Annotated in this window: 27 protein-coding genes, 3 tRNA genes and 1 pseudogene; 22 read left to right on the forward strand and 9 right to left on the reverse strand. The window is 71.0% G+C overall.

Going from position 1 to position 23,853, the window contains the following annotated elements:
* Positions 1-236 (reverse strand): annotated as a pseudogene (locus tag ABZY11_RS13135) (hypothetical protein); the annotation flags it as partial.
* A 516-nt stretch (positions 237-752) separates the two neighbouring features.
* Between ABZY11_RS13135 and ABZY11_RS13140 the strand changes: the two are divergent.
* The 9 genes from ABZY11_RS13140 (at position 753) to htpX (ending at position 10,131) form a co-directional block, all read left to right on the forward strand.
* Positions 753-1,721: a complex I subunit 1 family protein gene (locus ABZY11_RS13140; RefSeq protein WP_356479214.1), complete on the forward strand. Its 969-nt coding sequence runs from the start codon at positions 753-755 to the stop codon at positions 1,719-1,721.
* Positions 1,721-2,311 (forward strand): NADH-quinone oxidoreductase subunit I, encoded by a 591-nt coding sequence (locus ABZY11_RS13145; protein WP_356479215.1) that lies wholly within the window; start codon positions 1,721-1,723, stop codon positions 2,309-2,311. The genes ABZY11_RS13140 and ABZY11_RS13145 overlap by 1 nt, the downstream gene beginning before the upstream one ends.
* Positions 2,308-2,862 (forward strand): NADH-quinone oxidoreductase subunit J, encoded by a 555-nt coding sequence (locus ABZY11_RS13150; protein ID WP_356479216.1) that lies wholly within the window; start codon positions 2,308-2,310, stop codon positions 2,860-2,862. The genes ABZY11_RS13145 and ABZY11_RS13150 overlap by 4 nt, the downstream gene beginning before the upstream one ends.
* Positions 2,862-3,266: an NADH-quinone oxidoreductase subunit NuoK gene (gene nuoK, locus ABZY11_RS13155; RefSeq protein ID WP_356479217.1), complete on the forward strand. Its 405-nt coding sequence runs from the start codon at positions 2,862-2,864 to the stop codon at positions 3,264-3,266. The genes ABZY11_RS13150 and nuoK overlap by 1 nt, the downstream gene beginning before the upstream one ends.
* On the forward strand, positions 3,263-5,308 hold the full coding sequence (locus ABZY11_RS13160; RefSeq protein ID WP_356479218.1) for an NADH-quinone oxidoreductase subunit L: 2,046 nt from the start codon (positions 3,263-3,265) through the stop codon (positions 5,306-5,308). Before nuoK ends, ABZY11_RS13160 begins: the two co-directional genes overlap by 4 nt.
* 27 nt (positions 5,309-5,335) lie before the next feature.
* Positions 5,336-6,883: an NADH-quinone oxidoreductase subunit M gene (locus ABZY11_RS13165; RefSeq protein ID WP_356479254.1), complete on the forward strand. Its 1,548-nt coding sequence runs from the start codon at positions 5,336-5,338 to the stop codon at positions 6,881-6,883.
* The gene (locus ABZY11_RS13170) at positions 6,880-8,502 is read left to right on the forward strand and encodes an NADH-quinone oxidoreductase subunit N (protein WP_356479219.1); all 1,623 of its coding nucleotides are present in this window, start codon (positions 6,880-6,882) and stop codon (positions 8,500-8,502) included. The genes ABZY11_RS13165 and ABZY11_RS13170 overlap by 4 nt, the downstream gene beginning before the upstream one ends.
* Positions 8,503-8,596: 94 nt before the next feature.
* Entirely contained in the window at positions 8,597-9,052 is a 456-nt protein-coding gene (gene mscL / locus ABZY11_RS13175; RefSeq protein WP_356479220.1) for a large conductance mechanosensitive channel protein MscL, read from the forward strand.
* Positions 9,053-9,267: 215 nt separating this feature from the next.
* Positions 9,268-10,131 (forward strand): zinc metalloprotease HtpX, encoded by an 864-nt coding sequence (gene htpX, locus ABZY11_RS13180; protein ID WP_356479221.1) that lies wholly within the window; start codon positions 9,268-9,270, stop codon positions 10,129-10,131.
* Positions 10,132-10,191: 60 nt separating this feature from the next.
* On the opposite strand, the gene ABZY11_RS13185 is transcribed toward htpX, so the two are convergent.
* The gene (locus tag ABZY11_RS13185; protein ID WP_072485811.1) at positions 10,192-10,593 is read right to left on the reverse strand and encodes a YccF domain-containing protein; all 402 of its coding nucleotides are present in this window, start codon (positions 10,591-10,593) and stop codon (positions 10,192-10,194) included.
* Between the two features lie 156 nt (positions 10,594-10,749).
* Here ABZY11_RS13185 and ABZY11_RS13190 point away from each other — a divergent pair, with 156 nt between their 5' ends.
* Positions 10,750-11,304, forward strand: a complete 555-nt coding sequence (locus tag ABZY11_RS13190) for an SMI1/KNR4 family protein (RefSeq protein ID WP_356479222.1) — start codon at positions 10,750-10,752, stop codon at positions 11,302-11,304.
* A 105-nt stretch (positions 11,305-11,409) separates the two neighbouring features.
* Positions 11,410-11,682, forward strand: a complete 273-nt coding sequence (locus tag ABZY11_RS13195) for a GlsB/YeaQ/YmgE family stress response membrane protein (protein WP_356479223.1) — start codon at positions 11,410-11,412, stop codon at positions 11,680-11,682.
* Here ABZY11_RS13195 and ABZY11_RS13200 read toward each other — a convergent pair.
* The 3 genes from ABZY11_RS13200 to ABZY11_RS13210 form a co-directional block, all read right to left on the reverse strand.
* On the reverse strand, positions 11,643-12,356 hold the full coding sequence (locus tag ABZY11_RS13200) for an alpha-ketoglutarate-dependent dioxygenase AlkB (RefSeq protein ID WP_356479224.1): 714 nt from the start codon (positions 12,354-12,356) through the stop codon (positions 11,643-11,645). The two genes, ABZY11_RS13195 and ABZY11_RS13200, sit on opposite strands and share 40 nt — an antisense overlap.
* A gap of 1 nt (position 12,357) precedes the next feature.
* The gene (locus ABZY11_RS13205; RefSeq protein ID WP_356479225.1) at positions 12,358-12,858 is read right to left on the reverse strand and encodes a methylated-DNA--[protein]-cysteine S-methyltransferase; all 501 of its coding nucleotides are present in this window, start codon (positions 12,856-12,858) and stop codon (positions 12,358-12,360) included.
* A gap of 198 nt (positions 12,859-13,056) precedes the next feature.
* Positions 13,057-13,545, reverse strand: a complete 489-nt coding sequence (locus ABZY11_RS13210) for a YajQ family cyclic di-GMP-binding protein (RefSeq protein WP_072485575.1) — start codon at positions 13,543-13,545, stop codon at positions 13,057-13,059.
* 212 nt (positions 13,546-13,757) lie between these two features.
* Here ABZY11_RS13210 and ABZY11_RS13215 point away from each other — a divergent pair.
* A tRNA-Tyr gene (locus ABZY11_RS13215) sits at positions 13,758-13,839 on the forward strand.
* 64 nt (positions 13,840-13,903) lie between these two features.
* On the forward strand, positions 13,904-14,353 hold the full coding sequence (locus ABZY11_RS13220; RefSeq protein WP_356479226.1) for a DUF523 domain-containing protein: 450 nt from the start codon (positions 13,904-13,906) through the stop codon (positions 14,351-14,353).
* A 60-nt stretch (positions 14,354-14,413) separates the two neighbouring features.
* On the opposite strand, the gene ABZY11_RS13225 is transcribed toward ABZY11_RS13220, so the two are convergent.
* Complete coding sequence (locus ABZY11_RS13225; RefSeq protein ID WP_356479227.1) at positions 14,414-15,070, reverse strand: SDR family oxidoreductase; 657 nt, start codon at positions 15,068-15,070, stop codon at positions 14,414-14,416.
* A gap of 34 nt (positions 15,071-15,104) precedes the next feature.
* Entirely contained in the window at positions 15,105-16,406 is a 1,302-nt protein-coding gene (locus ABZY11_RS13230) for an amidohydrolase family protein (RefSeq protein WP_356479228.1), read from the reverse strand.
* Positions 16,407-16,708: 302 nt separating this feature from the next.
* Here ABZY11_RS13230 and ABZY11_RS13235 point away from each other — a divergent pair.
* The 8 genes from ABZY11_RS13235 (at position 16,709) to ABZY11_RS13270 (ending at position 21,454) form a co-directional block, all read left to right on the forward strand.
* Positions 16,709-16,781 (forward strand) — tRNA-Thr (locus ABZY11_RS13235).
* A gap of 45 nt (positions 16,782-16,826) precedes the next feature.
* Positions 16,827-16,899: transfer RNA gene (locus ABZY11_RS13240), tRNA-Met, on the forward strand.
* Positions 16,900-16,988: 89 nt separating this feature from the next.
* On the forward strand, positions 16,989-17,153 hold the full coding sequence (gene rpmG / locus ABZY11_RS13245; protein ID WP_003956487.1) for a 50S ribosomal protein L33: 165 nt from the start codon (positions 16,989-16,991) through the stop codon (positions 17,151-17,153).
* A gap of 123 nt (positions 17,154-17,276) precedes the next feature.
* Positions 17,277-17,729, forward strand: coding sequence for a MaoC family dehydratase N-terminal domain-containing protein (locus tag ABZY11_RS13250; protein ID WP_356479229.1), 453 nt, complete (start codon positions 17,277-17,279; stop codon positions 17,727-17,729).
* Complete coding sequence (locus ABZY11_RS13255; protein ID WP_356479230.1) at positions 17,729-18,157, forward strand: MaoC family dehydratase; 429 nt, start codon at positions 17,729-17,731, stop codon at positions 18,155-18,157. Before ABZY11_RS13250 ends, ABZY11_RS13255 begins: the two co-directional genes overlap by 1 nt.
* A gap of 116 nt (positions 18,158-18,273) precedes the next feature.
* The gene (locus tag ABZY11_RS13260; protein WP_356479231.1) at positions 18,274-18,822 is read left to right on the forward strand and encodes a TetR/AcrR family transcriptional regulator; all 549 of its coding nucleotides are present in this window, start codon (positions 18,274-18,276) and stop codon (positions 18,820-18,822) included.
* 75 nt (positions 18,823-18,897) lie between these two features.
* The gene (locus tag ABZY11_RS13265) at positions 18,898-20,328 is read left to right on the forward strand and encodes an MFS transporter (RefSeq protein WP_356479232.1); all 1,431 of its coding nucleotides are present in this window, start codon (positions 18,898-18,900) and stop codon (positions 20,326-20,328) included.
* A 70-nt stretch (positions 20,329-20,398) separates the two neighbouring features.
* Positions 20,399-21,454, forward strand: a complete 1,056-nt coding sequence (locus tag ABZY11_RS13270; protein ID WP_356479233.1) for a UDP-N-acetylmuramate dehydrogenase — start codon at positions 20,399-20,401, stop codon at positions 21,452-21,454.
* A 30-nt stretch (positions 21,455-21,484) separates the two neighbouring features.
* Here ABZY11_RS13270 and ABZY11_RS13275 read toward each other — a convergent pair whose 3' ends face one another.
* Complete coding sequence (locus ABZY11_RS13275; protein WP_356479234.1) at positions 21,485-22,120, reverse strand: NAD(P)H-binding protein; 636 nt, start codon at positions 22,118-22,120, stop codon at positions 21,485-21,487.
* A gap of 87 nt (positions 22,121-22,207) precedes the next feature.
* Here ABZY11_RS13275 and ABZY11_RS13280 point away from each other — a divergent pair, with 87 nt between their 5' ends.
* A complete protein-coding gene (locus ABZY11_RS13280; RefSeq protein ID WP_356479235.1) occupies positions 22,208-22,813 on the forward strand; it encodes a TetR/AcrR family transcriptional regulator in 606 nt (201 codons plus the stop codon).
* Between the two features lie 16 nt (positions 22,814-22,829).
* Here ABZY11_RS13280 and ABZY11_RS13285 read toward each other — a convergent pair whose 3' ends face one another.
* Entirely contained in the window at positions 22,830-23,852 is a 1,023-nt protein-coding gene (locus ABZY11_RS13285; RefSeq protein WP_356479236.1) for an adenosine deaminase, read from the reverse strand.
* Between the last annotated feature and the right edge of the window lies 1 nt (position 23,853).

The following is a 23,853-nucleotide window of genomic DNA, read 5'->3' on the forward strand; positions in this document are numbered from 1 at the left end:
GCCCGCAGCGCGAGCGAGGGCTCGGCCGCCCAGCGGGCGGGATCGTCGGCAGCGGCAGCGGCAGCGGCAGCCCCGGAGGCGGGCACGGAGACGACACCCCGGCCCACGACTCCGCGCCGTACCCGCAGCGCGTCCCAGGGCTCGGCGAGCCAGCAGCAGCGGGAGGCGGCGGCACCGGAGCCGGGGACCGGGGCGGAGCCGGGGACCGGGGCCGGGACGGGTACTGGGGCTGGCACGGCTACCGGGACCGGGGCAGCGACCAGGACAGGCACGGGTACCGGGACCGGGACAGAGACGGGCACGGGCACCGGGACTGGCACCGGGAATGGCACGGGTGCCGGCACAGGTACAGGTACAGGCACGAGGGCCGGAGCAGGAACCGCGACCGGAGCAGCGCAGCCGCGCCCCGGAACCAGCGACGCCCCGTGGCACCACGCCCGCCCGGCCTTCGACGCGGAGGCGGGTGCTCCCCGACCGGACGCCGCCGTCCCGGACCCGGGTACTTCTCAGCCCCTCCGGCGTTTGAGGAGCGGGGGCCCGGGGGCGGAGCCCCCGGTTCGGGAAGGGGCGGGTAGGGGAGCGGCCCCACGCAGCGGCACCTCCGACACCGGCACCGATACCGACACCACCCCCGCGAACCAGCCCGAACCCCCGGAAGCTCAGGAAGCTCAGGAACCCCTGGAGACCCCGGCAACTCAGGAACCCCGGGAGACCCCGGAAACCCCCGACCACCCCGCCGGAGGCGATACCGCGTGAACGACGTACTGGACGTCGCCCTCCGCCTCGTCATCGTCTTCGCCGTGTTCATGGTCCTCCCGCTCGTCGTGGGGCAGACCGAGCACAAGGTGATGGCCCATATGCAGGGCCGCCTCGGCCCCATGTACGCGGGCGGCTTCCACGGCTGGGCCCAGCTCGTCGCGGACGGCGTGAAGTTCGCGCAGAAGGAAGACATCGTCCCGGCCGAGGCCGACCGCCGCATCTTCCAGCTCGCCCCCGCCGTCGCCCTCCTCCCGTACCTCCTCGTACTCGTCGCCATCCCGATCGGCCCGAGCGAGGGCGCGGTCGGTCAGGTCGTCGACGCGGGCATCTTCTTCGTGCTCGCCGTGATGGGTGTCGGAGTGCTCGGCTCGCTCATGGCGGGCTGGGCCTCGGCCAACAAGTTCTCCCTCCTCGGCGGCCTCCGCACCGCCGCCCAGCTCCTCGCGTACGAACTTCCGATGCTGCTCGCCGCCGCCTCGGTCGCGATGGCCGCGGGCACGGTCTCCCTTCCCGGCATCGTCAACGCCTTCCACTGGTGGTGGCTGCCCTGGCAGATCGTCGGCGCCCTGGTCTTCTTCGTGGCCGGACTCGCCGAACTGCAACGCCCGCCGTTCGACATGCCGGTCGCCGACTCGGAGATCATCTTCGGCGCGTACACCGAGTACACCGGCCTGCGCTTCGCCCTGTTCCTGCTCGCCGAGTACGCCGGCATCGTCGTCCTGTGCGGACTGACCACCGTCCTCTTCCTCGGCGGCTGGCACGGCCCGTTCGGCGCCGACGGACTCGGCTGGGTCTGGACGCTCCTCAAGATCGCGGTCCTCGCCTTCGTCGTCATCTGGCTGCGGGTGTCCTACCCCCGGCTCCGTGAGGACCAGCTGCAGCAGCTCGCCTGGACCACGCTCATCCCGCTCGCTCTCGCGCAGATCGCGCTCACCGGCATCGTGAAGGTGGCGATCAGCTAATGCCTCCGATCCCCGGCTCAGGCCTCGCCAAGGGCCTGGCCGTCACTCTGCGGACGATGACGAGGAAGTCGGTCACCGCGCAGTATCCGGACGTCCAGCCCGAGCTGCCGCCCCGCTCCCGCGGCGTCATCGCGCTGTTCGAGGAGAACTGCACGGTCTGCATGCTCTGCGCCCGTGAGTGCCCGGACTGGTGCATCTACATCGACTCCCACAAGGAGACGGTGCCGGCCGCCGTCCCGGGCGGCCGCGAGCGCAGCCGCAACGTCCTCGACCGCTTCGCGATCGACTTCTCGCTCTGCATGTACTGCGGTATCTGCATCGAGGTGTGCCCCTTCGACGCGCTCTTCTGGTCGCCGGAGTTCGAATACGCGGAGACGGACATCCTCGAACTCACCCATGAGCGCGACAAGCTCCGTGAATGGATGTGGACGGTGCCGGAACCGCCCGCGCTCGACCCGGGTGCCGAGGAGCCGAAGGAGATCGCCGCCGCCCGCAAGACGGCGGAGAAACTCGAAGCCCAGCGCGCCCAGGAAGCCCAGGAAGCCCGGCAGACGCAGCAGGACCAGAAGGAAGCAGAGGGGGAGGAGTGACACTCGCAGCCACCGCGGCCCACTCCGGCTTCCTCTCCCCGACCGGCATCGAGATCGCCTTCGTCCTCGTCGGCATCGCCACCCTCGGCGCGGCCCTCGTCACCGTCACGACCAAGCAACTGGTGCATGCCGCCCTCTGGCTGGTCGTGGCGCTCGGTGGTCTCGCCGTCGAGTACCTCCTGCTCACCGCGGAGTTCATCGCCTGGGTGCAGGTACTGATCTACGTCGGTTCCGTGGTCGTCCTCCTTCTCTTCGGGCTGATGCTCACCAGGGCCCCCATCGGCCGCTCCCCGGACGCCGACTCGGGCAACCGCTGGGCGGCCCTCGGTGTGGCGGTCGCCGCCGCCGGCACGCTCGTCTGGGTCGTCGTCGACGCCTTCCGCACCACCTGGATCGACCTGGACGGACCGGCCCAGGGCTCGACCGAGGTGACCGGCTCCTTCCTCTTCCGGCACTGGGTGCTGCCCTTCGAAGCACTCTCCGTTCTCCTGCTCGCCGCCCTCGTCGGCGCGATCGTCCTGTCCCGCAAGCGCGGTAAGGAGCAGAGCTGATGCACCTCGCCTATCCCGCCGTGCTCGCCGCCCTCCTCTTCTGCACCGGGCTGTACGGAGTGCTCGCCCGCCGCAACGCGATCCTGGTCCTGATGTCCGTCGAGCTGATGCTCAACGCCGTCAACCTCAACCTGGTCGCCTTCGACGTCTGGCTCCGCGACACCCTGCACTCCGGCCAGGCCCTCGCCCTCTTCACCATCGCCATCGCGGCGGCGGAGATCGGCATCGGCCTGGCGATCGTCCTCGCCGTGTACCGCAACCGCGGCAGCTCGGACATCGACCGGCTCCGCGACACCGCCGAGACCGACGCCGCCGAAGCCCTCCCGGACGAGTCCGGCACCGGCACCGAAGACCAGGCCACTGCTGCGGCAGGGAAGGCAAAGAAGGCAGAGGCCACCGCGTGACCACCACGACCCTCGCCGTACTCGTCCCCCTCCTTCCGTTCCTGGGCGCCGCGGCCGGTCTCCTGCTCGGCCCGCCCGTCTCCCGCCACCGCCCCGGGACGGGGCTTCGCGCGCTTCTCTTCGTCCCCGGCTTCGTACGGCCCCTCGCCGTACTGCCCACCCTCGCCGCCGCCGTCATCGCGGCCGTCGTCGCCGCACGCCAGGGCGGCGGACCGGCCATCGACGCCGCGACCCAGCTCACCCCCACCGGGTCGGTCCCGATCGACCTCGCCCTGCACCTCGACGGCTTCGCGGTCCTCGTCGCCGTCCTGGTCGGGCTCGTCGCCAGCTGCGTGCAGATCTACTCGACCGCCTATCTGCGCGACGACCCCCGCTACCCCTCGTACGCAGCCCTCGTCTCCCTCTTCACCTCCGCGATGCTGCTCGTCGTCTACTCCGGCGACCTGATGGTGCTCCTGGTCGGCTGGGAGATCATGGGCATCTGCTCGTACTTCCTCGTCGGCCACTACTGGGAGACGCCCGAGGCCCGCGCCGCCTCCCTCAAGGCCTTCCTGGTCACCAAGCTCGGCGACGTCCCCTTCCTGATCGGTCTGTTGGCGCTCGCCGCCGACACCGGCACCTTCCGCATCACCGGCATCCTGGGCGCCGTCGCCAACGGCGGCCTGGACCACCCCACCCTCATCGCCCTGCTGCTCCTCGCGGGCGTGGCCGGCAAGTCGGCGCAGTTCCCCCTGCACACCTGGCTGCCCGACGCGATGGCCGGCCCCACCCCCGTCTCCGCGCTCATCCACGCCGCGACGATGGTCGCCGCCGGCATCTACTTCGTGGCCCGGCTCCTCCCCGTCTTCGCCGAGTCCGGCGCGGCCCTCGTCGTACTCGCCGTGATGGCGGCGATCACGATGATCGGCTCAGGATTCGCCGCCCTCGCCCAGGACGACATCAAGCGCGTCCTCGCCTACTCGACGATCGGCCAGCTCGGCTACATGGCCGGCGCCCTGGCCGTCGGTGACCGCGGGGCCGCCGTCTTCCACCTCCTCTCCCACGGTGCGTTCAAGGCCGTCCTCTTCCTCGCGGCCGGCGTCGTCATCCACGCCGCCGGGACCAACTCGCTGGCCGCCATGTCCCGGATGGGCGGCCTGACGAAGCGCATCCCGGACGCCTACTGGACGATGACCGTCGCCCTGCTCGCGCTCGCCGCCATCCCCCCGTTCGCCGGCTTCTTCTCCAAGGAAGCCGTCCTCGTCGCCGCCGAGCACACCGCGCTCGGGGACCGGCACGTCGCCCCGGCCGCCGCCGGCTGGACCGTACTCGTCGCCGGACTGCTCGCCGCCGTCCTCACCGCCGCGTACGCCACCCGTCTCTGGCTCCTCGCCTTCCGGGGACGCGGCGCCGAGACCCCCGACCACGGCAGGCAGCCCGTTGCGATGACCGCCGTCCTCTGGGTCCTCGCCGTCCCCACCATCGCCTTCGGACTGACCGTCGGCACGATCACCGACTGGTTCGACGGCCACAGCCTCACCCCGTCCATCACCACCGCCGTCCTCTCCACGGGCGTCGGCCTCATCGGCGGCCTCGTCACCTACGGTGCCTGGCGCCACACATCGGCGCTCGCCGCCCGCACCGCCGTCGGCACCGTCGTCGCCCACCCCGACGCCGAACCCGCCCTCATCGAGGCCCAGGCCATGACGGCACACACCGCCGCCTACGGAGCCGACGGGGACGCCCCCGACCCGGCCGACCCCGGCCGCCTGCTGCTCGGCCCGCTCCATCACCACGCCGCCGCCGGCTTCCACCTCGACGCCCTGTACACGGCACTGTTCGTCCGCCCCGTCCAGGCCGCGGCGAGCCTCGTCCGCTTCCTGGACCGCGAGGTCGTCGACACCTACGTACGCGGCTCCGGCACCGGCGCACGCTGGCTCGGCACCGCCGTCCGCCGCGCCCAGACCGGCAACGTGCAGACCTACCTCAGTGCGCTGCTCGCGGGTTCCCTGGTCCTGGCGATCGCCGCCGTCGTCTTTGCCAACGTCAACGCCGGGTCGTGAGCCGTGATCGATATCAGTGAATCCGTGATGCAGTTCCTTCTCGCGTTCATCGTCGTCATCCCGCTCATCGGCGCCGTGGCCGCCCTGCTGCCCGCCCCGCCGGGGCTGAAGGGCGCCGGCCCCGACCAGGCCGTGCTCCGCCACGGCGTGACCGTCACCGGCGCGATCCTCGTCGCGGCGATCCTGCTCGCCGCGGGCTTCGACCACGACCACCCGTCGAAGATGCAGGCCACCACCGACATCAGCTGGATTCCGGCGCTCGACGTCCGCATCCATCTCGGCATCGACGGCATCTCGCTCCCCCTTCTCGTACTGACCGCGCTGCTGACCTTCCTCTGCGCGCTCCACAGCTACTTCAAGCCGCCTGCGGGCCCCTCCCCGAAGGCCTTCGTCGCTCTCCTGCTCGTCCTGGAGTCCGGCACCCTCGCGACCTTCGCCGTCCTCGACCTGCTGCTGTTCTTCCTGGCGTTCGAGATGGTGCTCATCCCGATGTACTTCCTCATCGCCCGCTGGGGCGGTGCCCAGCGGCAGGCCGCCGCCTGGAAATTCATCCTCTACACACTGCTCGGCTCGGTCGTCATGCTGCTGGGCCTGCTCCTCATCGGACTGAAGAGCGGCACCTTCGACATGGTGGCACTCGCCACTGACAACGGCCGTGGGCTCACCTCGTCCGTGCAGGTCATCGCCGTTCTGGCGATCGGCATCGGGCTCGCCGTGAAGACCCCGATGTGGCCGCTGCACAGCTGGCTGCCGGACGCCCACACGGCGGCCCCGACCGTCGGCTCGGTCCTGCTCGCGGGTGTCCTGCTGAAGATGGGTACGTACGGATTCGTCCGGATCCTGCTCCCGATCGCCCCCGACGGGATGCACACCTTCGCGCCCTACCTCGCCGCCTTCGCGGTCGTCGGCATCATCTACGGATCGCTGGCCTGTCTGGCACTGGTCCGCCCCGGCTCCAAGGGCGACCTCAAGCGCCTGATCGCGTATTCCTCCGTCGGCCACATGGGCTTCGTGCTCCTCGGCGTCGCGAGCATGACGCCCACCGGAGTCAACGGCGCGCTCTTCGCCAACATCGCCCACGGCCTCATCACCGGCCTGCTGTTCTTCCTGGTCGGCGCGGTCAAGGACAGGTACGGCACCGCCGACCTCGACACCCTCTCCGGGGCCACCGGGGCCGCGCTCTACGGCCGGGCACCCCGCCTCGGCGGCCTCCTCGCCTTCGCGGCCGTCGCCTCCCTGGGCCTGCCGGGCCTCGCCGGATTCTGGGGCGAGATGCTCGCCCTGTTCGGCTCCTTCGACCCCGCCGACGGCCTCAGTCGGCCCGCCTTCCTCACCTTCATGTCGATCGCCGCGTTCGGCACCCTGCTCACCGCCGCGTACATGCTCATGGTCGTACGCCGGGTCTGCATGGGTGAGAAGCGCGAAGAGCCGCAGCTCGCCGATGTCCGGGCGTACGAATTCGCCGCCTGGACCCCGCTCGTCGCGCTCACCGTCCTCGCCGGTCTGTGGCCCGCCGTCCTCCTCGGCCTCACCGACCCGGCCGTGCAGAAGCTCCTCGCAGGAGGCAAGTCGTGACCACAGCCGTCGTCACCCCGGGCGTCGTCACCACCGCGGCCGAGAGCACCACCAGCCTCATCCAGTCCGTCGACTGGCTCGCGATCGCCCCCCCGGTCGTCGTCGCGACCGTGGCCCTGATCGTCCTGGTCACCGACCTCTTCCTGCCCGAGCGCCGCAAGCCGCTCCTCGGCGTGCTGACCATCGCCGGGCTCGTCGCCGCCCTGGCCCTCCTCGTCCCGCTGCGCGACGGCGACCGCTCCACCTTCTGCCTCAACGAGGCGGCCACCGGATCCGGCTCCACCGGCGCCTGCAGCTACACCGCCGACCACTTCGCCCTGGTCATCCAGGCCCTCGTGCTCGGCGGCGCCCTGCTCACCGCCCTGCTCTCGTTCGGCGACACCCGCAAGCTCCCGGCCGGCGAGTTCTGGTTCCTGCTGCTGTCCTCCGCGTCCGGCGCCGCGCTCCTGCCCGCCGCCCGCGACCTCGCCACCCTCGTCGTCGCCCTCGAAGTCGCCTCGCTGCCCGCCTTCGCGCTCGTCGGCATCAAGCGCGGCGACCGGCGGTCCTCCGAGGCCGCCCTGAAGTTCTTCCTCTCCTCCGTCGTCGCCACCGCCGTCATGCTGCTCGGCGTCAGCTTCGTGTACGCGACCACCGGAACCCTGCACCTCACCGAGATCGCCGCCCGGCTCGACGACGTACCCGGTCAGCTCGACACCCTCGCCAAGGCGGGCGTCGCCCTCACCCTCGTCGGCTTCGCGTTCAAGACGGCCGCCGCGCCCTTCCACTTCTGGGTCCCCGACACCTACATCGGCGCCCCCCTGCCGGTCGCCGCCTACCTCTCGGTCGTCGGCAAGGCGGTCGGCTTCTCCGGCCTCATCCTCGTCGCCGTGATCGCGTTCCCGGCGTACGCCGACGTCTGGGGACCGGCCCTCGCAGTCCTCGCCGCGCTCACCATGACGATCGGCAACGTCGCCGCCCTGCGCCAGAACGCCGGCCGGGCACGCAGCGCCGTACGCCTGCTCGCCTGGTCGTCCGTCGCCCAGGCCGGCTACCTCCTGGTGCCGATCGCCGCCGCCGCGTACTCCAGCGACGAGCACATCGGCTCCACCGTCGCGTACGCCCTCATGTACGCCGTCGTGAACCTCGGGGCCTTCGCGGTCGCCGCCCTGGTCGCCCGTACCAGCCCCGGCAACCGGATCACCGACTACCGCGGCCTGTACGCCACCCGCCCCCTCGCCGCCCTGGCGATGGCCTTCTTCCTGCTCTGCCTGGCCGGGCTGCCGCCCGGCATCATCGGCCTCTTCGCCAAGGTCACGGTCCTGTCCGCGGCCGTCGACGCCGGCCTCGGCTGGCTCGCCGTCGTCATGGCCGTCAACGTCGTGATCGCGCTCTACTACTACCTCCAGTGGACCGCGACACTCTTCCGCGCTCCGCAGGAGGCCGCGGAAGGCAGCCCGGGAGAGATCCCGGCCGCGCCGCGCGAGGAGACCCGGCCGGACGCGGCCGTACCCGCTCCCACCAGGCACCGCGTCCCGGCCTCCCTCACCGCCGCGATCGCCCTCACCGCCGTGGCCGGCGTAGTGCTCTCAGGCGCTCCGCAGACGGTCCTCCGGTTCGCCGCCGTCGATCTCTTCTGACATACCGAAGATCGGTTTGCCCGGAACGGTCCGTACAAGGCATGGTCTTGCCCGCACACCCCCCACACGTACGCATCCCAGAGGAGCAAGAGCAGTGCTGAACGGGTTCAAGGACTTCATCCTGCGCGGAAACGTCATCTCCATGGCCATCGGGCTGGCCGTCGGAGCGGCGTTCACCGCAGTCGTCACCGGATTCAGCACGGCCTTCATCACCCCACTGATCGGCCTCGCCACCGGCTCCGTCGGCGACTTCAGCTCGGCGCAGTTCTCGGTCGAGGGCACCATCTTCCCGTACGGGAAGTTCCTCGCCGCCGCCATCGCGTTCCTGATCACCGCCGCCGTTCTCTACTTCTGCGTCGTCGTCCCCATGGCGAAGGTCCAGAACCGCTTCGCCAAGGCGGAGAAGGCCGACATCAAGGCCGCCCTGCGCGACTGCCCCCGCTGCTACACCGAGATCCCGGCCATCGCCTCCCGCTGCGCCCACTGCACCAGCGAGATCGAGCCGGACCCCGAGGCCCTCGCGATCGCCGGCCTCCCCGCCCAGCGCTGAGCCGGCGGGCGCCGGACCGGTACGCCCACATCCACTGACCCGTACGGCGCAGAGCCTGATCCGGCCGCCAAGGCCGGACAGGCCCTGCCCTGTGGCGGCGCGCACAAGGGAACTAGCTCCTCCCGCCTGGCGTTGACCGGTACGGGAGGCTCCACTGGGGGAGTGGAGACCACCAAGCAAAGGGTTCCCCTGCCGCACCACCTGGAGGGCGTACCGTGCACCGCCGGCACAACGGGCTGAGAACCGCAGTACTCCTCGGGGGCCTGTCCGCACTCATCATCGTCATCGGAAGCTTCTTCGGACGTACGGGCCTGATCGTCGCGCTCCTCGTAGCCCTCGGCACCAACGCCTACGCGTACTGGAACAGCGACAAACTGGCGCTCAGGGCCATGCGGGCCCGCCCCGTCAGCGAGTTCGAGGCACCACAGCTCTACCGCATGGTCCGCGAGCTCTCCACCGCCGCCCGCCAGCCCATGCCCCGGCTCTACATCTCCCCGACACAGGCCCCCAACGCCTTCGCCACCGGGCGCAACCCACGCAACGCGGCGGTCTGCTGCACCGAAGGCATCCTGCGGATCCTGGACGAGCGGGAGCTGCGCGGCGTACTGGGACACGAGCTGAGCCACGTCTACAACCGCGACATCCTGATCTCGTCCGTGGCCGGGGCGCTCGCCTCCGTCGTCATGTTCCTGGTCAACTTCGCCTGGCTGATCCCGGTGGGCCGGTCCAACGACGACGACGGACCGGGCATCTTCGGAATGCTGATGATCATGATCCTCGGCCCGGTCGCGGCCTCCGTCATCCAGCTGGCCGTCAGCCGCTCCCGCGAGTACGAGGCGGACGCCTCCGGCGCCCAGCTGACCGGCGACCCGCTGGCCCTGGCCAGTGCCCTGCGCAAGCTCGACGCAGGAACGAAACAGCTCCCGCTGCCCCCGGAGCCGAGGATCGAGACCGCGAGCCACATGATGATCGCGAATCCGTTCCGCCCCGGCCAGGGCATGTCCAAACTGTTCTCGACACATCCCCCCATGGCGGAGCGCATCGCCCGACTGGAGCAGATGGCGGGCCCGCGCCCCTGAAGCCCCGCCGAGACTCACGCGAGCGGCCCCGGACTCCTCGTCCGGGGCCGCTCGCGCCGTTCAGCGGGCTCCGAAGGCCTCGTCGCTCGGGACCACCTCGCGGCCCAGCGGCATGAGCGAGATCGGGATCATCTTCAGGTTCGCCCAGCCGAAGGGGATGCCGATGATCGACACGAACAGCGGGATGCTGGTGATCAGATGCCCCAGCGCGAGCCACCACCCGGCGAAGACGAGCCAGATCACATTGCCGACGCAGGAGGGCGCCCCCGCGTCGGGCCGTTCCACGGTCGTCCGCCCGAACGGCCACAGCACATAACCGGCGATCCTCAGGGACGCGATGCCGAACGGAATCGTCACGATCAGTACGAAGCAGATGATCGCGGCGACGAGGTAGCCGAGGGCCATCCAGAACCCGCAGAACACCACCCACAGGATGTTCAGGATCAGCTGTATGAGCTTCATGGTCACTCGCCTTCCGAGGGTGTTGCCCGTCGTCGCTCTGCATGGTCAGTATCAGCCCCGGTCACGGAGAGCAGTAACCGGAGCGGGCTCGTGGAGTGACCCGTTCCCTTCCCGCGCTCCGGGGCCACTGTCAGTGCCGTCATTCACCATGAACGCATGAACGACACCGAGCAGTTGCTCGCGGCCGCGGAGAAGGCCGCTCGCACCGCCCCGCGCGGGGCGCAATACCCCCTCCCGGCGCCCCTGCCCGCCGAGGACGTCGCGCGCGCCGAAGCCGCCCTCGGCTTCCCTCTGCCGCCGCTGCTCACCGCCCTCTGCACGCGGATCGGCAACGGCGGCTTCGGCCCGGAGTACGGCCTGATGCCGCTGATCGGCGACCGGGCGCCGGACGGGGAGGAGTCCGCCGTCGCGCAGTACCTCGCCCACCGCCGGGACGCGACCCAGGAGGGAGGCCGGCCGTGGCCGGAGGGCGTGCTGCCGATATGCAGCCTGGGCTGCGGGATGTACTCCTGCGTGGACTGCCGCAGTGAACGCACCACGGTGCTGCTCTTCGAGCCCAACGCCGATGAGCCGGAGCACGCCTGGTACGTGGATCGGCCCGACCTCGCCCAGTGGCTCGGCGGCTGGCTGGACGGCACCGCGTGGTACTCCGAGGAGTTTGAGGACGAAGCCGAACTGGCGCCCTGGCCGGAGTTCAGCGCCCGCGCGTGACCCGCGGGCGGCCGGGACCGGCCCGCTCAGCCGGCCCACGAGCAACCGCTCCACCGGCATGAACGTCTTGGATTCCAGGAACGAGTGACGGGTAGGTTCGCACGCATGAGCATTATCGGATGGATCATTCTCGGGCTGGTGGCCGGAGTCATCGCCAAGGTCCTGCTCCCGGGCCGCGACCCGGGCGGGCTGATCGGCACGACCCTCATCGGGATCGTCGGCGCCTTTCTCGGTGGCTGGATATCGTCGCGCTTTCTCGACCGCCCCATTACCAACGACTTCTTCGACATGGCCACCTGGGTCGCCGCCATCGGCGGTTCGCTGGTCCTGCTGATCGCCTACCGGCTGCTGTTCGGGAACTCCCGCGAACGTCGCTGACGCCCGTCCGTGCCGAAGGCACCCAACCCGGCCTCGCGCAGGGTCAGATTGAGCCGGCCACGGCTCAGCCCCGACGCGGGATCGGCGGTTCCTGGGCAGACCTTCGGTACGCCGTGGAACGCGAAACGTGACGGCCCGCCGAAGACGAACAGATCGCCGGAGGCCAACTCCACATCCGTGTAGGGCTTTCCGCGGTTCTCGGTGTTCCCGAAGCGGAAGACACAGGTGTCGCCGATGCTGAGCGACACCACCGGAGCCCCGGACCGCTCCTCCTTGTCCTGGTGCATGCCCATGTGCGCCGCCCCGTCATAGAAGTTGATGAGCGCGGTGTCCGGTGTGTACGTCCGTACCGGGCTCTCGTCCCCGTACGCCGCGACCAGCGCCTCGCGCCCCAATTCCGCCAGCCAGTCGGGGAATTCGGCCACCCGCGCACCGTTCACATCGTCGGCCGTGCGCGAATACCGGTACGGCTGCCAGTGCCACCCCACACAGACCGTCTGCACCGACATCACCCCGCCGCCCGGCAGGACCGTGTGCCGCAGGGGCACGGGCCCGCGCGCCCATTCCCGGCAGGCCGCCACCAACTCCCGCCGGCGCTCCGGCGACAGCCACTCGGGCACATGCACGGCCCCCGGCGCGACGACGGCGCGAGGCCTCGGGAAGAGCCCGGACATCTCAGCGCACCGCCAGGGCGCCTTCCAGCCCCAGAAGCCGCTCCTTGCGCTCCAGGCCACCCGCGTAACCCCGCAGCGCACCGTCCGCACCGATCACCCGATGGCACGGCCGCACGACCAGCAGCGGATTGCGCCCGATCGCCGTCCCCACGGCCCGTACCCCTGCCCCCGGGGTGCCGATGCGTTCGGCGATCTGTCCGTACGACACGGTCTCCCCGTACGGGACGGTGTCCAGGGCGGCCCACACCCGGCGCTGGAAGTCGGTGCCCACGCCGTCCGCGTACACGATGTCGAAGCGGGTCAGCCGGCCCGCGAAGTACTCCCGGAGCTGAGCGGCGATCCCCGCGAAGGCCTCCGGTGCGTGGACCCATCCGTCCTGAACGACCGCGGCGCCCTTCTGGCCGGGCAGCGAGAGCGAGGCGAGCGCCACCCCGCCGGTGGTCTCCTCGCCGACCAGCAGCAGTTCACCCAGCGGGCTGTCGACCGTTGCGTACATGGTCATGACTCGTCCCTTTCCTGCGCGTCATGCCGGGATTCGACCGGATCGTCGCCCGACATGGGCAAGTCTGCGTGCCCCGCTCCGTCGCGACCGGCGGTTTTCGGACATCGCACCCCGGGCACCCCTGGCGCAGTGCCCCGGGTATCGCACCCCGGGTGCGGAGCGGCGCATCCCGCTCCGCACTCCGGCGAAGGGAGGGACCTACCGGTAGTTCACGAACTGCACGGCGAAGTCGAAGTCCTGGCCCTTCAGCAGCGCCTGCACGGCCTGCAGGTCGTCCCGGCTCTTCGAGCTGACCCGCAGCTCATCGCCCTGGACCTGCGCCTTGACGCCCTTCGGGCCCTCGTCGCGAATGATCTTCGCCACCTTCTTGGCGTTCTCCTGGGAGATGCCTTCCTCGATCGTGGCGAAGATCTTGTACTCCTTGCCGGACAGCTGCGGCTCGCCCGCGTCCAGCGACTTCAGCGAGATACCGCGCTTGATCAGCTTGGACTGGAAGATGTCGAGGATCGCCTTGACCCGCTCCTCGCCGTTCGCCTCCATCAGGATCTTCTCGCCGGACCAGGAGATCGAGGCGTTGGTGCCCTTGAAGTCGTAACGCTGCGAGATTTCCTTGGCGGCCTGGTTGAGGGCGTTGTCGACCTCCTGCCGCTCGACCTTCGAGACGATGTCGAAACTGGAGTCGGCCATGACGTGTGGCTCCTTGTATCGGGGGTTCGGAAACGCGGTGCATACGGGCGGCAGCGGGCCTGTCGGCCCCGCGGCGCCGATCAAAGCCTAGCCACCCGCGCCCGATCGGGCCGCTGATCAATGCGGTGGCGAAGCACCCCCGGGCATCGGGTATCGTTTACGTCGTTGCCACGGAGCACCGCCGAAAAGCGGTTCTCACGGCAGCGATCCCCGGCGGTGTGCCCGAGTGGCCAAAGGGAGCAGACTGTAAATCTGCCGGCTCAGCCTACCCAGGTTCGAACCCTGGCGCCGCCACATGGTAAGGCCCCTGTCTCAGGACAGGGGCCTTCTTTGTTTTCTGCTGCGAGGGGCCGTGAACATGGAATCCGTACTGGTCAGCGCCTGTCTGCAGGGTGTGCCCTGCCGCTTCGACGGCCGCGGCAAGGCGTCCGCCGCGGTGACCGCGGCCATCGGCGACCGCCGCCCGGTGGCCTTCTGCCCCGAGGTCTCCGCCGGACTGCCCACCCCGCGCCGCCCCGCCGAGATCGTCGGCGGTGACGGCCATGACGTGCTGGACGGCCGCGCCCGGGTCGTCGACGACACCGGGCACGATGTGACGGAGGAGTTCGTGGACGGCGCGGGACGGGCACTGGACGCCGCGCGCCGGACCGGGTGCACCGAGGCGCTGCTGATGGCGCGCAGCCCCTCCTGCGGGCGCGGAACGGTCTATGACGGTACGTTCACGGGCGAGCTCCGCGAGGGCGACGGCGTCACCGCCGCGCTGCTGGAGCGCCACGGCATCACCGTCCGCCCGGCACCGAGCACCTGATCCCGAAGGCCCCGCGCGGACGCCCTGCCGAAAGGCCGCCCAGCAGAACAGCCCGCCCGGTCAGTTCCCCGCGATGTCCTTCACCGCGACCGCCACCGGCACGTTCCCCGAGATGAGCTCCAGCGTCAGTCCCGCCGTCGCCGGGGTCTCCAGCAGCTCCAGCAGCGCCGCCGCCACGTCGTCGCGCGGCACCGGCCCGCGGCCGGTCGACGCGGTCAGCAGGACCGTCCCCTTGCCCGCGTCGTTCGTCAGCATGCCGGGGCGCAGGATCGTCCAGTCGAGCGCCGGCCTGGAGCGCACATACGCGTCCGCCGCACCCTTGGCCCGCAGATACGCGTCGAAGACCTCGTCGCCCGGGTGGTCGGGGTCGGCGCCCATCGACGAGACCACGACGTAGCGCCGTACGCCCGCCCGCTCGGCGGCGTCGGCGAACAGCACCGCCGCCCCGCGATCCACCGTCTCCTTGCGTTCGGCGCCGCTGTTCGGGCCCGCGCCGGCCGCGAAGACCACCGCGTCGGCGCCCCGCAGCACCTCGGCCACCTCCTCCACGGAGGCGGATTCGAGATCCAGGACGACCGGCTCGGCACCCGCCGCCCGGAGGTCCTCGCCCTGGTCCGGATTGCGGATGACGCCGACGGCCTCATCCCCGCGCGCGGCGAGCAGCCGCTCCAGCCGCAGCGCGATCTGACCATGTCCACCTGCGATGACAATGCGCATGGTCACGACCGTACGCCGCGGCGGCCCGCCGCGCTCAGGGCCCGCCGCAGGACCCGGAATCCGGCCTCCCCTGGCGGGGCAGATCGAAGGCGACGACGGTCTCGGAGTCGCAGTACTCGCGCACCGCGCTCGTCCGCGCCACCACCCGGCCGCGATGCACCACGATCCGGCTGTAGGCGAGCGAGAGCACGCCCGGGAGCTGCTCCCCGCGCACGGCGAGCAGCTCGGCCGGGAAGCCCGCCTCGACCCTGACCGCGGGCAGCCCCATCGCCGCCCTGGCGGCCGAGGACACCGCCTCGTACGCCTCCTCGGCCGGCAGTCCGTGCTGCGAGGCCAGCAGGTAGGCGGCCTCCAGAGGATCACCGCGGCCCACGGGGTTCGCGACGTCCCGCAGTGCCCCGCTGCCCGCCGCGACCCGCACTCCGGCCGCCCGCAGCAGCCGTACGGGTGCGGTGCCCCGGCCCTCCACGCCGCAGCAGCCGCCCTGGGGGAGGCAGATCACCGTCACCCCGGCCGCGGCCAGCTGGTCGGCGGCGCGGGCCGCGGCCTGCGGGGAGAGCCGGGAGAGGCCGGCGCAGGGGCCGAGAGAGACGCCGGGCCGCAGCCCTCCGGCCATGGCGGCCAGCCGGCCGAGCCGGGCCGGATCGTCGCTGTCGGTGTGCAGATCGACCGGGCAGCCCTGTTCGGCGGCGACCTCCAGGACGGCTTCCGCGTACCCCGCCGGGTCCGGATCGAGGTCCGGGCAGCCGCCGACCGCACCGGCCCCCATCTTCACCGCGTCGCGCAGCATGGCCAGATTGCCGGCGCCCGCGACGCCGGTGAGCAGCCGGGGCACGGCGACAGCGGCCAGGTCGGCCAGTCCGCGCAGCGAACGGCGCGCCTGCAGTACGGCTTCGAGCGGGGCGAGGCCCTGGACGTCCCCGATCCGCACGTGCGAGCGCAGCGCCGTGGCGCCGTGACCGAGCTGGAGCAGGGCGGCCTCGGTGGCACGGCGCCGGATGTCCTCCGGGCGGTGCGAGGCCGGTCCCGGGACGCCGGGGCCCGCGCCGTCGGCGGTGAGCGCGATGTCGCTGTGGGCGTGGGGCTCGGCGGGCGCGGGGAGCAGCAGATAGCCGCGCAGGTCCAGCCGCGGACCGGTCGCGGTCAGGCTGCCCGCCGTACCGACGGCCTCGATCCGCCCGCCGCCGAGCCGTACGTCCACGACGCGGCCGTCGGTGAGACGGGCACCGCAGAGCACCGGGCCGGCCCCGGCCGGGGTGACGGTGTCGGGGCTGCTGGCCGCGTCGGCCGCGTCGGCGGCGTGGTCGTCCGGCTGCCACGGCTGACTGTCGGGCATCGCGCTCCTGGGAATGGGGACAAGATCACGCAGAGTGAGTCGAGCCTAGGGGCGTGTTCGGTCCGGTTCGAGGAGGAGCGAAATAGTCGTACCGGTGTGGCCCTGGAGGGTGCGTGGGGTGCGGGTGTACGAGCGTGGCGGCAGTGCCCCGTGAGGAGACCGCGGCGCTGCTCAGGCGGCCGACGGGCGGTCTCCGGGGCTGTCGGCCACGGGATCGGCGCGGTGTCGATCAAGTGCGCCGGATGGGGCCCCGAAACGGATTTGGGCGATCGGCGACAGACCGTGTAATGTCTTCATCGCTCGCCCCAATAGCTCAGTCGGTAGAGCGTCTCCATGGTAAGGAGAAGGTCTGCGGTTCGATTCCGCATTGGGGCTCTGGTGATCGGGAAACCCCGCTTCGGCGGGGGGACTCGTCATCAAAGCGGTGTAGCTCAGTCGGTAGAGCAAGCGGCTCATAATCGCTGTGTCACCGGTTCAAGTCCGGTCACCGCTACTTACGGTAGCCGATTGTGGGGTCGGTCCTTCGATCGGCTACTCTTTTTTGCGTTCATCCGTCCATCCGTCCGTCCAAGGAGCACTCACGTGGCTGCCACCGACGTCCGCCCGAAGATCACGCTGGCCTGCGTGGAGTGCAAGGAGCGGAACTACATCACCAAGAAGAACCGGCGTAACAACCCGGACCGTCTTGAGATGAAGAAGCACTGCCCGCGCTGCAACTCGCACACCGCGCACCGCGAAACGCGCTGAATCAGGCTCGTACACGAGGCCGCTCCCATTGGGGGCGGCCTCGTGTCGTTGTATGGAGGCTGCACTCCGGCCTGTTCATCATTTCTTCGGCCTGTTCATCTTTCATCAGGAGGTAGCGAGCTCATGGCGCTCGACCAGTCCTTCGTCGGGCGGACCTATCCGCCCACCCCGCCGTACGAGGTCGGCCGGGAGAAGATCCGAGAGTTCGCCGAGGCGGTGGGCGACCCGAATCCGGTGTACGTCGACCCCGAGGCCGCCAAGGCGCTCGGTCACAGCGATGTGATCGCGCCGCCGACGTTCGTGTTCTCGATCACCTTCAAGGCCGCTGGGCAGGTGGTGCGGGATCCGCAGCTGGGCCTGGACTACAGCCGGGTGGTGCACGGTGACCAGAAGTTCTCCTATGTGCGCCCCGTGCGGGCGGGGGACCGGCTGACGGTCACCTCGACCATCGAGGGCATCAAGTCCCTGGCGGGCAACGACATCGTGGACGTCCGCGGCGAGGTCCACGACGAGTCCGGTGAGCATGTGGTGACCGCGTGGACGAAGCTGGTGGCGCGCGCCGCCGAGGAGGCGTGATGACGGCGAAGGTCGCATACGAGTCGGTCGAGGTCGGTACGGAGCTGCCGGCGCAGTCCTTCCCGGTGACCCGGGCGACGCTGGTGGAGTACGCGGGCGCTTCCGGCGACTTCAACCCGATCCACTGGAACGAGAAGTTCGCCCGCGAGGTCGGCCTGCCGGATGTGATCGCGCACGGCATGTTCACCATGGCCGAGGCGATCCGGGTGGTCACGGACTGGGCCGGCGACCCGGGAGCGGTCGTCGAGTACGGGGTGCGGTTCACCAAGCCGGTCGTCGTGCCGAACGACGACAACGGCGCCCTGATCGAGGTCAGCGCCAAGGTGGCCGCCCTGCTGGACGACAAGCAGGTGCGGGTGGACCTGACGGCCATGAGTGAGGGCAAGAAGGTGCTGGGCATGTCCCGTGCCGTGGTGCGGCTCGCCTGAGGCCGTACCGCGCGGCAAGGGGAGGGGCACGGTCCATGGGGCCGTGCCCCTCCCTTGTGGGAGCGCACCGGTTGACCAAGTTAGTGATTGAGTACTAACTTACTCGCATGGCAAGGATGAGTGCAGACGAGCGGCGCGAGAGCGTCATCCGTGCGGCGATCACCGAGTTCGCCCGCGGCGGGTACCGCGCCACCTCCACCGAGGCGATCGCCAAGCGCGTCGGTGTCTCGCAGCCGTACCTCTTCCGCCTCTTCCCCAACAAGCAGGCCATGTTCCTCGCGGCCGTCGAGCGGTGCCTCGCGGACACCCGCAAGGTCTTCGCCGAGGCCGGGGCGGGGCTTGAGGGCGACGAGGCGGTGACGGCGATGGCCGCCGCGTACCAGCGGCTCATCGTTGACGACCCCGACAAGATCCAGATGCAGATGCAGACCTACGCGGCCGTCGCGAGCGCCGATGCGTCCGGGGACCACGAGTTCGGCGACGCGGCGCGGGCCGCCTGGCTGAAGATGTGGGAGGACATCCATCTCGCCCTGGGTGCCGATGCCAAGGAAACGACGATGTTCCTCGCGTACGGGATGCTCGTCAACACACTGACCTCGCTCGGCTTCCCGGCCGGGCACCGGGTCTGGTCGGGGTTCTACGACGAGGCCAGGCCGATCGCCTGAACGGTACGGACCGGGCTCTGCCCGGTTTTCTGCCCAGAGAAGTTAGTCATTGATAACTAACCCGCAGGGGGAGCAGTGAACCAGCACCAAGCAGGCCGCTCAGGAGCGGTCTGGGCCCTCGTCATCACCAGCGTCGCCGGATTCATGGCGGCCCTCGACAACCTCGTCGTCACCACCGCTCTGCCCTCCATCCGCGAGAGCCTCGGTGGTGAGCTGGCCGAGCTGGAATGGACGGTGAACGCCTACACCCTCACCTTCGCCGTCCTGCTGATGCTCGGGGCGGCCCTCGGTGACAGGTTCGGCCGCCGCCGGCTCTTCCTCGCCGGGCTCACCGTCTTCACCGGCGCCTCCGCCGCGGCCGCCCTCTCGCCCGGGATCAACGAACTGATCGCCTTCCGGGCGGTCCAGGGCGTGGGCGCCGCGATCATGATGCCGCTGACGCTCACCCTGCTCACGGCCGCCGTGCCGGCCGCCCGCCGCGGTGCCGCGCTCGGCATCTTCAGCGCCGTCACCGGACTGGCCGTGGCCAGCGGCCCCCTGATCGGCGGCAGTCTCACCGAGCACCTGTCCTGGCAGTGGATCTTCTGGCTGAACGTCCCGGTCGGCCTGGCCCTGCTGCCGTTGGCGCGGTTGCGCCTGACGGAGTCGTACGCCCCGGACGCACGGCTCGACATCCCCGGCACGCTTCTGGTCAGCGGCGGACTGTTCGGCATCGTCTACGGCCTGGTCAACGCCGACTCCGACGGCTGGACCAGCCCCACCGTCCTCACCGCGCTGGTCGTGGGCGCCGCGCTGACAGCCGGTTTCATCCGTCACGGTTTCCGTGCGAAGCACCCCATGCTGCCCATGCGACTCTTCCGCGACCGCGCTTTCTTCGGCATCAACATGGCGAGCATGCTGATGTTCCTGGGCATGTTCGGGTCGATCTTCCTGCTCAGCCAGTACTTCCAGGGCGTGCTGGGCTACTCGCCCACCGAGGCCGGCCTGCGGATGCTGCCCTGGACCGGAATGCCGATGCTGGTCGCACCCATCGCGGGGATGCTCTCCGACCGGTTCGGCGGCCGCCCGGTGGTCGTCGCCGGACTCGTCCTCCAGGCGGTCGGTCTCGCGTTCTTCGCGACGGTCATCGCACCCGATGCCTCGTACGCCTCGCAGCTGCCCGGTCTGATCGTCGGCGGGGCCGGCATGGCCCTGTACTTCGCGCCCGCCGCCAGTCTCGTGATGTCCAGCGTCCGCCCCGCGGAACAGGGCATCGCCTCCGGCGCCAACAACGCCCTGCGCGAGGTCGGCGGAGCCCTCGGGGTCGCCGTGCTCGCCACGGTCTTCTCCTCGCAGGGCGGTTACGAATCCGCTCGGTCCTTCACGGACGGGACCGTTCCGGCGGTGTGGATCGGTGCCTCGGCGGTGGCCCTGGCCGCCCTCACGGCCCTGCTGATACCGGGCCGCCGCGGCACCCCGGCCCCGGAACCCGCGGCGGTCGAGAAGCGCGCCCCCGTCGCCGCCTGAGCCGCGGCTTGCGCGTACGGTCCGTGGCCCTTGCCCGAGCGGTGGGGGCGCGGACCGTACCCTTGTGCCCGTGCAGGAACTCCATGACGCGCCCCTCGCCCCCCTGACCACCTTCCGGCTGGGCGGCCCCGCCTCCCGGCTTCTCACGGCGACCACCGACGCCGAGGTGATCGAAGCCGTGCGCGAGGCCGACGGGAGCGGCACCCCGCTCCTCGTCATCGGCGGCGGCAGCAACCTGGTCATCGGCGACAAGGGCTTCGACGGCACCGCCCTGCGCATCGCGACCAAGGGCTTCGCCCTGGACGGCACGACGCTGGAACTCGCCGCCGGGGAGATCTGGACGGACGCCGTGGCCCGTACCGTCGAGGCCGGGCTCGCGGGCATCGAGTGCCTGGCCGGAATCCCGGGCTCCGCGGGTGCGACCCCGATCCAGAACGTCGGTGCGTACGGCCAGGAGGTCTCCGCCACCATCACGGAGGTCGTCGCCTACGACCGGTACGCCGAGGAAACGGTCACCATCCCGAACGCCGACTGCGCGTTCTCCTACCGGCACAGTCGCTTCAAGGCCGAACCCGACCGTTTCGTGGTGCTGCGTGTCCGCTTCGAGCTGGAGGACGCGGGCGGTCTGTCCGCGCCGCTGAGGTACGCCGAGACGGCCCGCGTCATGGGCGTCGAACAGGGCGAGCGCGTGCCCGCGGCGGCCGCCCGCGAAACGGTGCTCGCGCTCCGCGCCGGCAAGGGCATGGTGCTGGACCCGGAGGACCACGACTCCTGGTCGGCGGGCTCCTTCTTCACCAACCCGGTCCTTGAGGAGGCGGAGTACGAGGCGTTCCTCGCCCGCGCCAAGGACCGGCTCGGCCCCGAGGTGACGCCCCCCGCCTTCCCCGCGGACGGGGGACGCGTCAAGACCTCGGCGGCCTGGCTCATCGACAAGGCCGGTTTCACCAAGGGATACGGCACCGGCCCGGCCCGTATCTCCACCAAGCACACCCTCGCCCTCACCAACCGCGGCGAGGCGACCACCGAGGACCTCCTCGCGCTCGCCCGCGAGGTCGTCGCCGGAGTCCGCGAGGCGTTCGGCGTCACGCTCGTCAACGAACCGGTGACGGTCGGCGTGACCCTGTAGCGGTCGCCCCGCTCAGCACGCCACGCCCGCTCAGTACGCCACGCCCACGCCCTGCTTCACCGACGCCGGATCGTCGACCAGCGCCAGCATCGCGTGCGCCACATCGGCCCGCGAGATCGTCCGGCCGCTGCGCGGTGTGCCGCCGACGGCCGTCCGGTACGTCCCCGTCAGCGGCCCGTTGGTGAGCTTCGGCGGCCGTACGGACGTCCAGTCCGTCGCGCTCCGGGCCAGCGCGGCCTCCATCCGCGTCAGGTCCGCGTAGACCTCCTTGAGGATCGCCCCGACCATCTTGCGGACCAGCCGGTCCAGCAGCGGGTCGTCGGCCGGCCGGGGGCCGACCGGGGTCGCGCTGACCACCAGCAGCCGCCGCACCCCCTCCGCCTCCATCGCCGCCAGCACCGACCCGGTGAGCCGCTCGGCGATCCCGTCCGCCTTCCGGCCGCGCGAGCCGAGCGCGGAGAGCACCGCGTCCCGGCCCGCGACCGCCTCGCGCAGTGCCTCCGGCTCGTCCATGCGCGCGACCGTGTGGACCTGTACAGCGGAGAGCGGGACGGGCAGTCGCGCCGGGTCGCGGACCACTGCCGTCACCTCGTGGCCCGCCGCCACCGCCTGGCGGACGATTTCCTGACCGACGCCGCCCGTGGCGCCGAACACCGTGATCCTCATTGCGCACCCTCCCAGGGTGGGTAAGTATTCACTCACCCGTAGAGTGAGTGAATACTTACCACCTCGTCAAGCTTCGTTGGAGTGCACATGGAGCAGAAGCCGGCCCGCGTCCGCATCATCGACGCCGCCCATCAGCTGATGCTCACCATCGGCCTGGCCCGCGCCACCACCAAGGAGATCGCCAGAGCCGCGGACTGCTCGGAAGCCGCGCTCTACAAGTACTTCGCGAGCAAGGAAGAGCTGTTCGTGGTCGTGCTCAAGGAACGGCTGCCCAGGCTCAACCCGCTGCTCAAGCAGCTCATCGCGTCCCCGGGGTCGGGGGAGCGGACCGTCGAGCAGAACCTCACCGAGATCGCCCGCCAGGCCGCACTCTTCTACGAGCAGAGCTTCCCGATCGCCGCCTCGCTGTACGCCGAGCCCAGGCTCAAGGAACGCCACAACGAGGCGATGAGGGAACTCGGTACCGGTCCGCACACGCCCATCCGGGGCCTGGACGCCTATCTGCGCTCCGAACGGGCGGCGGGCCGGGTGCGGGCCGACGCGGACACCTACGCGGCCGCGTCGCTGCTGCTCGGAGCCTGCGCGCAGCGGGCCTTCGCCTACGAGGCCACGACGGCCGGGGCACCGCCGCAGTCCCTCGACGAGTTCGCCGCGTCCGTGGCCCGGGTGCTGATGCGTGGCATCGGGGCGTAACCGACCCGGCCCCGCCCTACCCCGCGGGCTTCGCCAGCCAGTCGTCGACGCCCGCCAGGAGCCGGTCCCGCACCGGGGCCGGCGCGGCGGAGCCCCGTAGCGACTGCCGGGCCAGTTCGGCCAGCTCCTCGTCCGTGAACGCGTGATGGCGCCGCACGAAGTCGTACTGCGCGGCCAGCCGGGAACCGAAGAGCAGCGGATCGTCCGCGCCCAGCGCCATCGGTACCCCGGCCTCGAACAGAGTGCGCAGGGGTACGTCGGCGGGCTTCTCGTAGACGCCGAGCGCCACGTTCGACGCCGGGCACACCTCGCAGGTCACCCCCCGCTCCGCCAGCCGGCGCAGCAGCCGCGGGTCCTCGGCGGCCCGTACGCCGTGGCCGATCCGGGCCGCGTCGAGATCGTCCAGGCAGTCCCGCACGCTGGCGGGGCCGGACAGCTCACCGCCGTGCGGCGCCGCCAGCAGACCGCCCTCGCGGGCGATGGCGAAGGCCCGGTCGAAGTCCCGGGCCATCCCGCGGCGCTCGTCGTTGGAGAGCCCGAACCCGACCACGCCCCGGTCCACGTACCGCACCGCGAGCCGGGCGAGCGTGCGGGCGTCCAGCGGATGCTTCATCCGGTTCGCCGCGATCACCACCCGGATCGGCAGACCCGTCTCGCGCGACGCACCGTCCACCGCGTCCAGGATGATCTCGATCGCCGGGATCAGCCCGCCGAGCAGGGGGGCGTACGAGGTGGGGTCGACCTGGATCTCCAGCCAGCCGGAGCCGTCCGCGACGTCCTCCTGGGCCGTCTCGCGCACCAGCCGCTGAATGTCCTCGGGGGCCCTGAGGCAGGACCGGGCGATGTCGTAGAGCCGCTGGAAGCGGAACCATCCGCGCTCGTCCGTGGCTCGCAGCCTGGGCGGCTCGCCGCTGGTCAGGGCTTCGGGCAGACGCACGCCGTACTTGTCGGCGAGTTCGAGCAGCGTCGTTGGCCGCATCGACCCGGTGAAATGCAGGTGCAGGTGGGCCTTGGGCAACAGCCGTACATCGCGCTCCATT

It is taken from the genome of Streptomyces sp. NPDC006510 (assembly GCF_040611955.1).
Classification (GTDB): Bacteria; Actinomycetota; Actinomycetes; order Streptomycetales; family Streptomycetaceae; genus Streptomyces.